This window comes from Paracraurococcus ruber, assembly GCF_004353985.1.
GTDB lineage: Bacteria > Pseudomonadota > Alphaproteobacteria > Acetobacterales > Acetobacteraceae > Paracraurococcus > Paracraurococcus ruber.
This window is the reverse complement of record NZ_SMOA01000146.1, coordinates 1-14,199: the sequence shown is the minus strand read 5'-3', so window position 1 is coordinate 14,199 and position 14,199 is coordinate 1. Positions and strand designations below refer to the sequence as shown.

14 protein-coding genes and 1 pseudogene are annotated in these 14,199 nt (G+C 73.9%); 8 read left to right on the top strand and 7 right to left on the bottom strand.

Features of this window, described 5'->3' with window-relative positions; translation table 11 throughout:
• The first annotated feature begins 155 nt into the window (after positions 1-155).
• Positions 156-1,094 carry a lysophospholipid acyltransferase family protein gene (locus tag E2C05_RS20940; protein ID WP_133221601.1) on the top strand — a complete coding sequence of 313 codons (939 nt, stop codon included), beginning with the start codon at positions 156-158 and terminating at the stop codon, positions 1,092-1,094.
• Between the two features lie 77 nt (positions 1,095-1,171).
• Here E2C05_RS20940 and E2C05_RS35465 read toward each other — a convergent pair.
• Positions 1,172-1,285, bottom strand: a pseudogene (locus tag E2C05_RS35465) (PEP-CTERM sorting domain-containing protein); the annotation flags it as partial.
• Between the two features lie 801 nt (positions 1,286-2,086).
• Here E2C05_RS35465 and miaB point away from each other — a divergent pair.
• The 7 genes from miaB (at position 2,087) to E2C05_RS20900 (ending at position 8,677) form a co-directional block, all read left to right on the top strand.
• Positions 2,087-3,502 carry a tRNA (N6-isopentenyl adenosine(37)-C2)-methylthiotransferase MiaB gene (miaB, locus tag E2C05_RS20930; RefSeq protein ID WP_133221599.1) on the top strand — a complete coding sequence of 472 codons (1,416 nt, stop codon included), beginning with the start codon at positions 2,087-2,089 and terminating at the stop codon, positions 3,500-3,502.
• A 53-nt stretch (positions 3,503-3,555) separates the two neighbouring features.
• Positions 3,556-4,617 carry a PhoH family protein gene (locus E2C05_RS20925; protein WP_408901627.1) on the top strand — a complete coding sequence of 354 codons (1,062 nt, stop codon included), beginning with the start codon at positions 3,556-3,558 and terminating at the stop codon, positions 4,615-4,617.
• Between the two features lie 10 nt (positions 4,618-4,627).
• Entirely contained in the window at positions 4,628-5,155 is a 528-nt protein-coding gene (gene ybeY, locus E2C05_RS20920; RefSeq protein WP_240046812.1) for an rRNA maturation RNase YbeY, read from the top strand.
• Positions 5,152-6,066: a hemolysin family protein gene (locus E2C05_RS20915; RefSeq protein ID WP_408901626.1), complete on the top strand. Its 915-nt coding sequence runs from the start codon at positions 5,152-5,154 to the stop codon at positions 6,064-6,066. The genes ybeY and E2C05_RS20915 overlap by 4 nt, the downstream gene beginning before the upstream one ends.
• A 160-nt stretch (positions 6,067-6,226) precedes the next feature.
• Complete coding sequence (locus E2C05_RS20910) at positions 6,227-6,682, top strand: hypothetical protein (RefSeq protein WP_133221597.1); 456 nt, start codon at positions 6,227-6,229, stop codon at positions 6,680-6,682.
• 152 nt (positions 6,683-6,834) lie between these two features.
• Positions 6,835-7,557: an endonuclease III domain-containing protein gene (locus tag E2C05_RS20905; RefSeq protein ID WP_133221596.1), complete on the top strand. Its 723-nt coding sequence runs from the start codon at positions 6,835-6,837 to the stop codon at positions 7,555-7,557.
• 232 nt (positions 7,558-7,789) lie between these two features.
• Complete coding sequence (locus E2C05_RS20900) at positions 7,790-8,677, top strand: TauD/TfdA dioxygenase family protein (protein WP_133221595.1); 888 nt, start codon at positions 7,790-7,792, stop codon at positions 8,675-8,677.
• Positions 8,678-9,044: 367 nt separating this feature from the next.
• Here E2C05_RS20900 and E2C05_RS20895 read toward each other — a convergent pair whose 3' ends face one another.
• The 6 genes from E2C05_RS20895 to E2C05_RS20870 form a co-directional block, all read right to left on the bottom strand.
• A complete protein-coding gene (locus tag E2C05_RS20895; RefSeq protein ID WP_133221594.1) occupies positions 9,045-9,224 on the bottom strand; it encodes a hypothetical protein in 180 nt (59 codons plus the stop codon).
• 139 nt (positions 9,225-9,363) lie between these two features.
• Complete coding sequence (locus E2C05_RS20890; RefSeq protein WP_192912495.1) at positions 9,364-10,356, bottom strand: NAD(P)H-dependent glycerol-3-phosphate dehydrogenase; 993 nt, start codon at positions 10,354-10,356, stop codon at positions 9,364-9,366.
• 2 nt (positions 10,357-10,358) lie between these two features.
• A complete protein-coding gene (locus E2C05_RS20885; RefSeq protein WP_133221593.1) occupies positions 10,359-11,198 on the bottom strand; it encodes a 23S rRNA (adenine(2030)-N(6))-methyltransferase RlmJ in 840 nt (279 codons plus the stop codon).
• A gap of 91 nt (positions 11,199-11,289) precedes the next feature.
• Positions 11,290-12,000: an SDR family NAD(P)-dependent oxidoreductase gene (locus E2C05_RS20880; protein ID WP_133221592.1), complete on the bottom strand. Its 711-nt coding sequence runs from the start codon at positions 11,998-12,000 to the stop codon at positions 11,290-11,292.
• A gap of 1 nt (position 12,001) precedes the next feature.
• The gene (purF, locus tag E2C05_RS20875) at positions 12,002-13,483 is read right to left on the bottom strand and encodes an amidophosphoribosyltransferase (RefSeq protein ID WP_133221591.1); all 1,482 of its coding nucleotides are present in this window, start codon (positions 13,481-13,483) and stop codon (positions 12,002-12,004) included.
• 7 nt (positions 13,484-13,490) lie between these two features.
• Positions 13,491-14,051 (bottom strand): CvpA family protein, encoded by a 561-nt coding sequence (locus E2C05_RS20870; protein WP_133221590.1) that lies wholly within the window; start codon positions 14,049-14,051, stop codon positions 13,491-13,493.
• Positions 14,052-14,199 lie beyond the last annotated feature (148 nt).

Sequence of the window (14,199 nt, the reverse complement as noted above, 5' to 3'; positions counted from 1 at the left end):
CCCGGCGGCGCCGGCCCCGCAGCGGCGCCGGCTGCGCGTGGCCCCGGCAGGGCGGCACCATCCCGCCGGTCCGGCCGCCGCGGCGCGACTTGTCACCATCCCGTCGCGGAGCCGTCATTGCCGCGTCCCGGGCCGCGGGGTAGTCGGACAGGATCATGCAGTCCGTGGCCCGCGCCCCGATCGACGCCCTGCGCCCGCGCCGCCTGCGCCGGCGCAACCCGCTGCGCTTCGCCAACCGCCTGCCAGGCGGCCGGCTGTTCGACGTGTTCGAGGACCGGCCGCTCGGCGGCCGGGTGCGGGCGGTGCGCCGCCTGGTCACCGTGCTGCTCTGGACGCTGCTCTGCATGCCCGTGCAGGCGCTGCTGCTGGCACTGCCGGGGGATGCCAGGGCGCGTTTCCCCATGCTCTTTCACCGCGTGCTCTGCTGGCTGCTGGGCGTGAAGCTGCAGGTGATCGGGACGCCCTGCGCCGACCGGCCGGTGCTGTTCGTCGCCAACCACTCCTCCTGGCTGGACATCCCGGTGCTGGGCGCCGTGCTGCCCGCCGCCTTCGTGGCGAAGGCCGAGGTCGGGACCTGGCCGCTGATCCGCACCGTGGCGCGGCTGGGCCGCACGGTCTTCGTCAGCCGCAACCGCGGCACCACGGGGAAGGAGGCGGAGGCGATGCGCGGCCGCATGGCCGGCGGCGGCAGCCTGGTGCTGTTCCCCGAGGGGACCAGCAATGACGGCACCCGCGTGCTGCCCTTCCGCAGCGCCTTCTTCGCGGTGGCGGACGGGGCGCGGCAGGTGCAGCCGGTCTCGGTGGTCTATGACCGGCTGGGCGGCCTGCCCGCCTGCCGGCGCGACCGGCCGCTCTTCGCCTGGTATGGCGACATGGAGATGGGCAGCCATGTCTGGCGCCTGGCCCGCCGCAGCGGCGCCCGGGTGACGGTGGTGCTGCACGAGCCCTTCCCGCCGGGGCTGCTGCCCAACCGCAAGGTCCTGGCGGCGGAGGCGGAGCGGATCGTCGCGCTGGGCGCCGAGCGGCTGCGGCAGAACCGGCCGGTAGCGCCCATGGCGCCGCGCCCCGGCGCCCGGCTGCCGGTCTCGGGCTGAGCGACGGCGCCGGGCGGGCATGCCGGCCGGTCGTCCTGCGGGGTCGCGGGGAGCCCCGCAGGCAGCAGGCGGGCCCTTCAGCCCTGCGCGGTCTGGCGGCTGCGACGCACTGCGCCGAGGCCGAGCAGCCCGGCGCCGAGCAGCGCCAGCGTCGCCGGCTCCGGCACTGCCGTCGTTGCCGTGATGCGGAAGGCGTAGTTCACGTTGCCCGTGCCGGCATTGTCGGAGACATAGGCCGAGGCCGCATCCGTCCCGTCATAGGTATAGCTGTAGTTCCCGGAGAAATAGGCGCCGGGCGCCTGGGTTGAGGCCGCCGAGACATAGTCCTGCGCGAACTGGAACCCGCCATTGTTCGGGCCGTTGCCGCCGAGCACGCTGTACCAGGACTTGAAGTCGATGAGGCCGGGATTGCTGCCCCGAGTCGATATCGCATAGGTCGCGGCCGTGCCGCCGAACAGCAGAGCCGCCGCCTGCTGGCCGGTATAGGCGGCTGGCTGGCTCCCCCAGGACGGACCCTGGTCGACCTCCCAGCTGCCGACATAGGTGTAGCCGGCCTGCGCCGTCCCGCTCATCCCCACCGCGAAGAGCGCGGCACCGGCCAGCAATGCAAGGGTCTTCATAATGCTCTCCATGGTGGCCCGCCGGCCCTAAGTCGGGGGGGCACATGGGTTTTGCAGCAATTGTGCCATTCCAAATATATCAGATAATTGAATGAGTTACGGAGATAACTTCAATGATTTCATATGAATATGTAAAGTATCGCGACGGAGCGCGGACCGGCAGGCGGCTGCCAGCCTGCGGCACCCCCGCCGCGAAAGCGTCGCTTGACCGGCGCCGCGCCGCCAGGGACGCTGCTTGCGTGAGACGATTCGCCTCCCTCCCCCGGCGCCTGCCGGGACCAGCGGGCGCTTGACCCGGGCACGGGCCTTGCGCATCTGCCCCGCGAACCCCGGCGCCCCTCCCCGGCCGGGGCGGCGGAGTTCGCACCCGGCATGACCACCTGCTCATCAGCGCCCCGGAAGCGCCTCTTCATCCGGACCTGGGGCTGCCAGATGAATGTCTATGACAGCGCCCGGATGGCGGATGTCCTCGCGCCGCTCGGCTACGCCCCGGCCGAGGCGCCGGAGGGCGCCGACATGGTCATCCTCAACACCTGCCATATCCGGGAGAAGGCGACGGAGAAGCTCTTCTCCGAGCTTGGCCGGCTGCGGGAAGCCAAGGCGGCCCGCCGGGCGGAAGGCGGGAAGATGGTCCTGGCCGTCGCCGGCTGCGTCGCCCAGGCCGAGGGCGCCGAGATCACCGCCCGCGCCCCCTGGGTGGACATCGTCCTCGGCCCGCAGACCTACCACCGCCTGCCGGAGATGGTGGCCCGCGCCAGCCGCGCCGCCGGCGCCGTGATCGAGACCGACTTCCCCGCCGAGGACAAGTTCGACCACCTGCCCGACGCCGCCGCGCCCCAGGGGCCGAATGCCGGGGTGACGGCCTTCCTGACGGTGCAGGAAGGCTGCGACAAATTCTGTTCCTTCTGCGTCGTGCCCTATACCCGCGGCGCCGAATTCTCCCGCCCCGTCGCCCAGGTGCTGGCGGAGGCGCGGCGGCTGGTCGCCGGCGGGGCGCGGGAGATCACGCTGCTCGGCCAGAACGTCAACGCCTACCATGGCAAGGGGCCGGAGGGGCGCGACTGGGGCCTCGGCCGGCTGTTGCGGGCACTGGCGGAGATCCCCGGCCTTGCGAGACTCCGCTACACCACCAGCCACCCGCGGGACGTCGATGACGACCTGATCGCCGCCCACCGGGACCTGCCCGGCCTCATGCCCTTCCTGCACCTGCCGGTGCAGAGCGGCAGCGACAAGGTGCTGGCGGCGATGAACCGCGGCCACACGGCCGAGGAGTTCCTCCGCGTCGTGGACCGGCTGCGGGATGCGCGGCCGGACCTTGCCCTGTCCTCCGACTTCATCGTCGGCCATCCCGGCGAGACGGCGGAGGATTTCGCGGCGACCCTGGCGCTGGTGCGGCGCGTGGGCTTCGCCCAGGCTTTTTCCTTCAAATACTCGGCCCGCCCTGGAACGCCGGCGGCCGGCGCGCCATTTCAGGTGCGGGAGGCCGAGAAGGATGCGCGGTTGCAGGCGCTGCAGGCGCTGCTCAGGGACCAGCAGGATGCGTTCAACCGCTCCCGCGTCGGGATGACGATCCCTGTCCTCTTCACCGGGCCTGGCCGGCATCCCGGCCAGGTCGCCGGCCGCTCCCCCTGGCTGCAGCCCGTCCATTGCAGCGGACCGCTGTCCCTGACCGGCGCCGAGGCCGCGGTCACGGTGCTGGCGGCGCACCCCAATTCCCTGTCCGGCCTGCTGGCGACCGGGGAGGCCGCGTCCAACGCCCAGCGCGAAGAGGAGCCTGCGCCCGCTTGAACCCCGCCGCCATCGCCCTTCGGGGCCCCGGAGCCCTGGGGGAAGGCCGCGCCATCACGCGACCCCTTCCCCCAACCCCCGAACAGCGCAGCGTGACGCTGCAGTTCGACGACAACGCCCTGCTCCCCCTGCTCTACGGGGAACATGACCGCCACCTGGCGCGGATCGAGCAGCGGCTGGGGGTTCGGCTCGGGTCGCGCGGCAACCGGCTGACCATCGCCGGCACGGCGGAGCGGACGGAGGTGGCCGAGGCGGCGCTGCGGGCCCTCTGGCGCCGGCTGGAGAAGGGGCAGGGCGTGACCACCGCGGATGTCGAGGCGGCGCTGCGCATGGCGGAGGGGGAGGCGGAGAACGACCCGCGCCTGCCGCTGCAGGACCGGCCGGAGATCCGGACGCGCAAGGCGGCCATCGCCCCGCGCAGCCCGGCTCAGGCCGGCTATATCGAGATGCTGGCCCGGCAGGAGATGGTGTTCGGCGTCGGCCCGGCCGGCACCGGCAAGACCTACCTGGCCGTGGCGCAGGGCGTGGCCCTGCTCCAGGCCGGCCGGGTCGACCGCATCGTCCTGTCGCGCCCGGCGGTCGAGGCCGGGGAGCGGCTGGGCTTCCTGCCCGGCGACATGAAGGAAAAGGTGGACCCCTATCTCCGCCCCCTCTATGACGCGCTGCACGACATGCTGCCGGCGGAACAGGTTGCCCGCCGGATCGCCTCCGGCGAGATCGAGATCGCCCCGCTGGCCTTCATGCGCGGGCGGACGCTGGCGCATTGCTATGCGATCCTCGACGAGGCGCAGAACACCACGCCGGCGCAGATGAAGATGTTCCTCACCCGGATGGGCGAGGGTTCGAGGATGGTGATCACCGGCGACCCCACCCAGGTGGACCTGCCGAATGGTCAGCAGAGCGGGCTGAGCGAGGCGTTGCGCATCCTGGACGGGGTGCCGGGCATCGCGGTGGCCCGCTTCGACGAGCGCGACGTGGTGCGCCACCCGCTGGTGGCACGGATCGTCGCGGCCTATGGCCGCGCGGACACTGCGTCCGCCTATGGGCGTGCCGACGGGTCTGCCGAAGCGCAGGGCCGGCGGGGGAAGAAGGAACAGGATGGAACCGGGAAGTAGTCGTCCCGGCGTGGCAGGGGCGCCGTCCCCTGCTTCCGCCGGGACCGAGGAGGAGGTCGACCACCCCCCGCCAGCCCTGGCGGTGGAGGTCATCCTGGCCGACCCGGCCTGGCGGCGCCTGGTGCCGCGGGCCGAGGCCCTGGCCCGCCGCGCCGTCGCCGCCGCGCTCCGCGGCAGCGGGGAGGGCGGCACGGTCAGCGTGCTGCTGGCCGATGATCGCGAATTGCGCCGGCTGAACGGCGAGCATCGCGGCAAGGACAAGCCGACCAACGTGCTGAGCTTCCCCGGGATGGGCGACCATCTCGGCGACATCGCCCTTGCGCTCGGCGTGGTGCGGCGGGAAGCGCAGGCGGCCGGCAAGCGGCCCGGGGCGCATTTCGCGCATCTGGTCGCGCATGGCGCCCTGCACCTGGTCGGGCATGACCACCTGGCGGCCGGCGAGGCCCGCCGGATGGAACGCGCCGAGGCCCGCGCCATGCACCGCCTGCGCCTGCCCAACCCCTGGAAGCCCGAGACGGCGCGGGGCGCGGCGGCATGAGCATGACGAACACCGAGGCGCGGGAGCAGCGCCAGGGCATCCTCTGGCGGCTGCAGGGGCTGCTGCGGAAGCGGGAGGCGGAGAGCGTCCGCGACCGCATGGAGGAGCTGATCGAGGAGCGGGAGGAGACCCGCCGCGAGGGCGAGACCCGCGACCCCCGCGACGAGTTCGACGCGCAGGAGCGCGCGATGCTCGGCAACGTCCTCAAGCTGCGGGACAAGACCGCCTACGACGTCATGGTGCCGCGCGCCGACATCATGGCGATGCCGGAGGATTTCACGCTGGAGCAGGCGATCCGCCTGATCCAGCGGGACGGCCACAGCCGCTACCCGGTCTTCCGCGGCCAGCTCGACGAGATCGTCGGCATGGTCCACATCAAGGACGTCTTCGCCGCGGTCGGCCGCGACGGCCCCTTCGACCTGAAGGCGATCCTGCGCAAGCCGCTCTTCACCGTGCCCAGCGTGCCGGTGCTGGACCTGCTGCTGCAGATGCGCACCGCCCGCGTCCACATGGCGCTGGTGGTGGACGAGTACGGCGGCATCGACGGCCTGGTGACGATCGAGGACCTGGTCGAGACGATCACCGGCGACATCTCGGACGAGCATGACGAGGACAAGCCGCCGCAGATGGTGGAGAGACCGGACGGCACCATCGAGCTGGACGCCCGCATGCCGGTCGAGGCCTTCGAGAAGACGCTCGGCGCCGTGCTGACCGAGGAGGAGCGGGCGGCCGACATCGACACGGTGGGCGGGCTGGTCTTCACCCTGGCCGGCCGGGTGCCGGCGCGCGGGGAGCTGGTCTCGCATCCCTCCGGCCTCGAATTCCGGGTGCTGGACGCCGACCCGCGGCGCATCCGCCGGCTGCGGGTGCGGAAGCCGGGCACGCATCCGGCGAAGCAGGCGGCGGAGTAGCGGGAGGGAACCCTTTCGCCTCCCAACGCTTCACCCTGCAGCAGATCGCCGCAGGGTGGAGCGCGGAGGCGCGGATCCGCCCTGCCGGTCGATGGCCCGGCGCGGGCCCGGGCGGCGATGCCGCCGGCCCCGGTGCGCGCCGCAGCGGAGGGGGAGCGCGATGCCGTTCAAGGGCAGGCCGCCGGGCAGCGGGTCGGGCGAGATGTCGCGCCGGACCCAGGCGCTGCGGCCGGACATCGCGCTGGAACCGAAGGAGGCCGCCAAGGCCCGTGCCTTCCGCCGCCAGGGCATGGCGCCCGGCGAGATCGCGCAGCGCTTCAACGTCCCGGTCGAGGAGGTGGAGAAGGCGCTGGTGCAGATGCGCAGCCCGCGCCCGGAATCCACCCGCGGCACGCTGAACGTGACGCTGGCCGCGCACCGCTTCGTCCTGGCGGAACGCCAGGGCGAGGAGCCGCTCTGGCAGACCATGGACCGGCTGCTGGACGAGCTGATCCGGCTGCGCCAGGGCGCCTCCAGGCAGGGCGCGGCGAAGCCGGCGCCGGCGGCGCGGAAGCCGCGCGATGCGGCGCGCGCGGACGAGTTGCTGCCCGGCCTGCTGCCGGAAGCGCCGCACTGAGACCGACGGCCGCTGGTCGTGACCGATCGACGGCCCCCCGCGATCGCCGGGCGCCTTGCGCCGCGGATCCCGGCGGCGCGGCATGCGCCGCGGCGCCCGGCCGGTCCGGAACGGCCATGCCGCCGGCATGGCGCATGGCGCGTTCGGGCGGGATGCCGCGCATCCAGGCCGCCAGGCCCGCCCCGCGCCTCGTCCTGCCGGCCGAGCTGCCGGCGCCGGACAAGGACCCCTTCGACATCGACCAGGTCTTCCGCCTGCTGCGCGGCGCGACGGCCGGGCTGCCGCAGGCGGCGATGTTCGCGCTGCGGGACCGCGGCTTCGCCTCCCCCTTCGAGCAGCTCGTCGCCGCCCTGATCTCCGCCCGGACGCGGGACGAGACGACCATCCCGGTCTGCCTCCGCCTCTTCGCCCGCGCCCGCACGCCGGAGGCGATGGCGCAGGTGCCGGAAGCGGAGCTGGCCGGCCTGCTGCAGGGGGCGACCTTCCCCGAGCCGAAGGCGCGCGACATCCTCGCCCTGTCCCGCAGCATCGCGGCGGCCGGCGCGGTGCCCGACACGATGGCCGGGCTGCAGGCGCTGCGCGGGGTCGGGCCGAAGATCGCGGCGCTGACGCTGGGCGTCGGCTTCGGGCAGGCCGCCATCTCGGTCGACATCCATGTCCACCGCATCGCCAATCGCTGGGGCTACGTGGCCACCAGCACGCCGGAGCGGACCATGCAGGCGCTATTGGCCCGGCTGCCCGAGCGGTACTGGGTGGAGATCAACGAGCGGCTGGTGCCCTTCGGCAAATTCGTCTGCACGGGGGACCGGCCGCGCTGTTCCGGCTGCGCGCTGCTGCGGCAGTGCCGGCAGGTGGGGGTGACCGGGCATCGCTGAGGGGCGCGCCGGGCCCATCCCGGCGGGCCGTGCCGCCGGCAGGCCCGCCCCCCGGCGATCACGCTCCGCACCCGCCCGTCCCGGCCCGGGAAGGCCGCGCCGCCGCTCCTTTTCGTGTCCGGGGCGTCCCGTCCGGGGCGCCCTCGCCGGCGCTGCCCCGCGCCGCGGGGCGTTCACGCCTGGGCGCGATCCGCTCTAATCTCGGCGGAAAGACAGCCCGGAGGAACCCGCCATGACCCTCAGCATCCGACCCATCGACCCCGCCCGCCCGGATTTCGCCGGCGAGGTCGCGGGCGTTTCCCTCCGCGACGGCGTCGCGGCCGCCGAGGCCGCGGCGATCGAGGCGGGGATGGACCGCTACGCCGTGCTGGTCTTCCGCGACCAGGACATCGACGATGCGCAGCAGGTGGCCTTCAGCCGGCATTTCGGCCCGCTGGAACTGGCGACCGGCGACATCGTGCAGGGCGAGGCCCGGCGCCTGTCGATGGAGGTGAACGACATCTCCAACCTGCACCGCGACGGCAGCGTGATGGCGCGGGACGACCGGAAGCGGCTGTTCAGCCTGGGCAACATGCTCTGGCACAGCGACAGCAGCTTCAAGGCGACGCCCGCCAAATTCTCCCTGCTCTCGGCCCGGGTCATCCCCGGGGCCGGCGGCAACACGGAATTCGCCGACATGCGCCGCGCCTGGGACACGCTGGACGCGGAGACCCAGGCGCTGGTCCGCGACCTGGTCTGCGAGCACAGCCAGATCTTCTCCCGCGGCACGCTGGGCTTCACCGACTTCACGCCGGAGGAGCTGGCCAAATGGACCCCGGTGCCGCAGCGGCTGGTGCGGCGGCATCCGCGGACCGGGCGGCTGTCGCTCTTCCTGTCCTCCCATGCCGGGGCGATCCAGGGCTGGCCGGTGCCGGAGGCGCGGGCGCTGCTGCGCGACCTGACCGAGCATGCGACGCAGCGGGAGAATGTGTATGCGCATGCCTGGCGGCCGCATGACCTGGTGATGTGGGACAACCGCACCACCATGCACCGCGCCCGCCGCTACGACGCGACCCAGGTGCGCGACCTGCATCGCACCACGGTGTCCGACAGCGCGCCGACGCTGGCGCAGGCGGCCTGAGCCGGGGCGGCGGATTGCCCGCCGGCGGGGTTGCCCGGCGGTGCGGTGTTCCGACCGCGCCCGGCGCCGCCGCGACCCAGGGGCGGCGGCGCGGCGTCACGCGCCGGGGCGGAGCGGCCGCGCCTGCGCGGCGGGCTTCCCGTCGCCAGGACGCTCGCCGGCCCCATGCCGGCAGGGGCGTGCCGACGGCCTGAGCCCCGCACGCGCTGTCGCGCAAGAACCCTGCATGCGCTGCCGCGCAGGAACCCTGCATGCGCTGTCGCGCACCGGGCTGGCCCGGCGGCCGCACGCCACGGCCGCGGACCATGCCGGCCGGCATGGGCAGGGCGGAACACGACCGGACCCTGGGCGGGGCCGTACCCGTGGTTCAGATGAGCTGGTTGTCCTCGCCGTCGCCGGGAAAGCGGGCCGGCCCGGGCGGCGGCGCCGCCTCCTCCGCCTGCGCGCCGCCCGCCGTCCCCAGCGCCATCACCGCGGCGATGGCCGAGGACACCAGCCGCACCGGCGCCTCGCATAGCCGCCTCAGGAAGCCGGTTGTCTCCTGCACGATCGCCTCCGATCCCGGTGCCGAGCAACGGCGCCGCCTGTCCAGACTGTCATCTCTGGGCAGGGTTCGGAAAGTCCAGCCACGCCGGCGCAACGGCCGCCCATCGCGGCATCGCACATGCGCGTGTGGCGGCCGGCGGCTATTCGTCGCGGCGGGGGCGGGAGAGCAGGCGGGCCATCGCCGCGGCCACCGTCAGGCGGCCATCCAGCAGCGCCGCCACCGCCTCGCAGATCGGCAGCTCGACCCCGGCCGCGGCGGCGCGGGCGACCAAAGCGGGCGCGGTCGCCACCCCCTCCGTCACGCCGACGCGCCCAGCCAGCACCGCCGCCAGCGCCTCCCCCCGGCCGAGGGCGATGCCGAGCGAGGTGTTGCGGCTGGCGGGTCCGGAGGCGGTGAGCAGCAGGTCGCCGAGGCCGGACAGCCCGGCCGCCGTCTCCGCCCGCCCGCCCAGCGCCATGGCGAGGCGCGACAGCTCGGCGACGCCGCGGGTGACCAGCGCGGCGCGGGCATTCTCGCCGAGGCCGGCGCCGATCACCGCGCCGGCGGCGATGGCGATGACGTTCTTGGCGGCGCCGCCGACCTGCGCGCCCATCGGGTCGTCGCTGCCGTAGAGGCGGAATTCCGGCGTCGCCAGCAGCGCCGCCAGCCTTTCCCGCAACGCCGGGTCGGCGGCGGCCAGCACGGCGGCGGCGGGCAGGCCGGCGGCGACCTCATGCGCGAAATTGGGGCCGGAGAGCACGGCGGCGGCGGCGCCGGGCAGGACCGCCGCCACCACCTCCAGCGGCAGCAGCAGCGTCCCGCGCTCCACCCCCTTGGCGGCGAGGACGAGGGGCGGCGCCGGGTCGGCCAGATGGGGCAGGAGGCGCGGCAGCATGGCGCGCAGGTGCTGCGCCGGCACGGCGAGGATGGCGGCCTCCGCCCCCGCCAGCGCCGCGCCGAGGTCGGCGGTGACGAGGAGGCCGGGCGGCAGCGCGGCGCCGGGCAGGTAACGCGCATTCTCCCCCGCCGCGGCGATGGCGGCGGCGCGGTCCGCGTCGCGGGCCCAGAGCGCCACCTGCCGGCCGGCCCGCGCCGCCTGGAGGGCCAGCGCGGTGCCCCAGGCCCCGGCGCCGAGGATGGCGAGGCGCGCCATGCCTATTCCTCCGCGATCCGGGTGATGGCCCAGCCCTGGCCGGGCTCGCCATCGCCCAGACGGTCGAGCAGGGCGGCGAGGATGGCGCCGCCCTCCGCCTCGAATTTCCAGGGCGGGTTGGCGACCAGCAGGCCGCAGCCATTGAGGCGGGTGGGATCGGTCGGCTCCCGCAGCCAGAGCTCGGCCGCGACCAGGTCCCGCACGCCGCTGTCCTGCAGCGCGGCATGGAAGGCGCGGACCGGCGCGCGGTGCTTGATCGGGTACCAGCAGGCCTGGATGGCGGCGCGGAAGCGGTGGGAGACGAGGGCGATACCCTGGGCCAGGCGGTCGAACTCGCCCTCCTGCTCGAAGGGCGGGTCCACCAGGACCAGGCCGCGCTTCTCGGGGAAGGGGGTCAGGGCCTTCAGCGCCTCCCAGCCGTCGCGGTGGTGGATGGCCACCTGCGGGTCGCGGCGGAAGCGGGCGCGGAGGGTGGCGTGGTCCTCCGGGTGCAGCTCGCAGGCCAGCAGGTGGTCCTGCGGGCGCAGCAGGGCGCGGATCAGCGCCGGGGACCCGGGATAGGCGGCGGGCGCGCCCTGCGTCCCGTCCGCCGCGCGGACCAGCGCGACATAGTCGGCCAGCGGCCCCTCGGCCACATCCAGCAGCCGGCCGATGCCGCGCCGCCATTCGCCGGTGCGCATGGCCTCGCCGGCCGACAGGTCGTAGCCGCCGGTGCCGGCATGGGTGTCCAGCACGCGGAAGGGCGTGGGCTTGGCGGCCAGGGCGCGCAGCAGCCAGGCCAGCAGCGCGTGCTTCATGCAGTCGGCGAAATTGCCGGCGTGGAAGGCGTGGCGGTAATTCATGGCGCTCTGGACTCAGGCCGGTGCCGGGGTCGCCCGACCCCGGTGCCCGGCCCCTGGCAGGGTGGTCCGGCGGGGCGGCGCCCCCCCGGGATCAGCCGCGGCGGATGACCTCGCCGTGCCGCGCCTCCTCCGGCAGGCACAGCGCGGCGATCCGCGGCGCGACATCCTCGGGCTGCGGCAGCGTCGCCGGGTCCTCGCCCGGCATCGCCATGCCGCGCAGCTTGGTCGCCACCGGCCCGGGATCGAACAGGTTCACCCGCAGCTTCGTGCTGGCCACTTCCTCGGACCAGGACCGCGCCAGGTGCTCCTGCCCCGCCTTGCCGAAGCCATAGAGGCCCCAATAGGCCCGCGGCTCCGCCACCAGCCCGTCGGTCAGGAACACCGCGCGGCCGGCCGGGGCGGCGCGCAGGGGCGGGTCGCAGGTGCGGATCAGCCGCCAGCAGGCCGAGAGGTTCACCGCCACCGCCTCCTGCCAGTCGCGCGGCATGATGTGCGCGACGGGCGTCAGCTTGGCCAGCACGCCGGCGGCATGCACCAGGATGTCGAGCCTGCCGAAGCGCTGGGCGATGGAGGGCCCGACCATGTCGAGCTTCTCCCCGTCCTTCGCCAGGTCCAGCGGGAAGAGCGTCGCCTGGCCGCCGAGCCGGCGGATGGCGTCGTCCACCTCCTCCAGCGCGCCCTGGGTGCGGGCGGTCAGCACGCAATGCGCGCCGAGCCGGGCCAGCTCGATCGCCGTGGCAGCGCCCAGGCCGCGCGACGCGCCGGTGACGAGGGCCACCGACCCTTCCAGCGGCTTCGCCATCTCAGCCGGCCTGCAGCAGCGAGAGCTGCCGGTCGTTGTTGTCCTGCGCGTCGGTCAGCGGGATGCCGTAGTCGCCGGTGAAGCAGGCATCGCAGAAGGCCGGCTTGTCCGGGTCCCGCCCCGGCTTGCCCAGCGCGCGGTACAGGCCATCGAGCGAGATGAAGGCCAGGCTGTCCACGCCGATGATGCGCGCCATCTCCTCGAGGTCGTGCTTGGCCGCCAGCAGCTTGCCCCGCTCCGGCGTGTCGATGCCGTAGAAGCAGCTATGGGTCGTGGGCGGGGAGGAGATGCGCATATGCACCTCCCGCGCGCCGGCGGCGCGCACCATCTCGACGATCTTGCGGCTGGTGGTGCCGCGGACGATGGAATCGTCCACCAGGATCACCCGCTTGCCTTCCAGCATGGCGCGGTTGGCGCTGTGCTTCAGCTTCACGCCCAGGTGGCGGATCTGGTCGGTCGGCTCGATGAAGGTGCGGCCGACATAGTGGTTGCGGATGATCCCCAGCTCGAACGGGATGCCGCTTTCCATGGCATAGCCCATGGCGGCCGGCACGCCGCTGTCCGGCACCGGCACCACCACATCGGCCGGCACGCCGCTTTCGCGGGCAAGCTCCGCGCCGATCTTCTTGCGGGTCTCGTAGACCGGCGTGCCCTCCACCACCGAATCCGGCCGGGCGAAATAGATGTATTCGAAGATGCAGAAGCGCTCGGCATGCTTGCCGAAGGGCTTGATGCTGCGCACGCCCTCGTCGTCGATGACGATGATCTCGCCGGCATCGATGTCCCGCACGAACTCGGCGCCGACGATGTCGAGAGCGCAGGTCTCCGACGACAGCACCCAGGACGGCGCCGCGCCGCCCTCCCCGCCCAGCCGCCCCAGCACCAGCGGCCGCACGCCCATCGGGTCCCGCGCGCCGATCAGCGCGCCGTTGTGCAGCGCCACCAGGCTGTAGGCGCCCTGCACCTGCCGCAGCGCGTCGATCAGCCGGTCCACCACCGTGGAATACAGGCTGATGGCGATCAGGTGGATGAACACCTCGCTGTCCGTCGTGCTCTGGAACAGGCAGCCGCGCTGCACCAGCGACCGCCGGAGCCCGAGCGCGTTGGTCAGGTTGCCGTTATGCGCCACGGCGAAGCCGCCGAAGGCGAAGTCGGCATACAGGGGCTGGACGTTGCGCAGCGCCGTCTCGCCGGTGGTCGCGTAGCGGTTGTGGCCGACCGCGGCGCGGCCGCGCAGCCGGGCCATGATCTTGGGGTCGGAGAAGGTGTCGCCGACCAGCCCCTGGCCCTTGTGGGCGTGGAAGATCCCGCCGTCGTCGAGCGCGACGATCCCCGCCGCCTCCTGCCCCCGGTGCTGCAGGGCATGCAGGCCGAGTGCGGTCAGCGGCGCCGCGTCGGCGGCGTTCCAGACGCCGAAGACCCCGCATTCCTCGTGGAATTTGTCGTCGTCGGTATGCCAGGGCCGGGTGGACATGTCGGTCATGGGATCCTCACGTCCGGTTCCGCGCCGGCGGTCGCAGCAAATCGTCCTGGGTCGGGCCCGGGCGGGCCGGCGGGGTGACGACCCGCGGCCGGTATTCGGGCGGCAGCTGCGCCACCAGCCAGTTGGACCCGTCCACCACCAGGGGCAGCGAGCGTGCGTCGCGCACCGCCTCCGGCCAGCGGTCGGTCGCCGGCAGCACCATGCCGGCCAGGATATAGGCAAGCGCCACGAAGAACGCACCCCGCGCCACCCCGAAGACCAGCCCCAGCGCCCGGTCCGTGCCCCCCAGGACACTGTCCTGCACGATGCGGGCCACCTGGCCGATGATGACCTTCAGGATGATGAGGACGAGGAGGAAGACGCCGCCGGTGGCCAGGGCATCGGCCAGCCAGTCCGGCTCCACCGTGCCATCCAGCAGGGGCGTGACGGCCGGCCGCAGGGCAAGCGCGACGAAGGCGGCGCCGACCCAGGCCCCGACCCCCAGCACCTCCTGCACAAGCCCACGCATGAAGGCGAGCAGCGCCGAGACGGCAAGCACCGCCAGCACCACGGCATCGACCCAGGTCATGATGCGGCCGGTATAGCGGCGCGATGCCGCGGGTGTCCACGCGCCCCGCGCGGGGCTGCCATCCCGGATCCGTGCCCGGCGCAAGGCGGGCGGCCGCTCCGGCCGCGGCGCTGCGCCGGCGGGCAGGCCCGCGGCCCGGCCGGTGGAC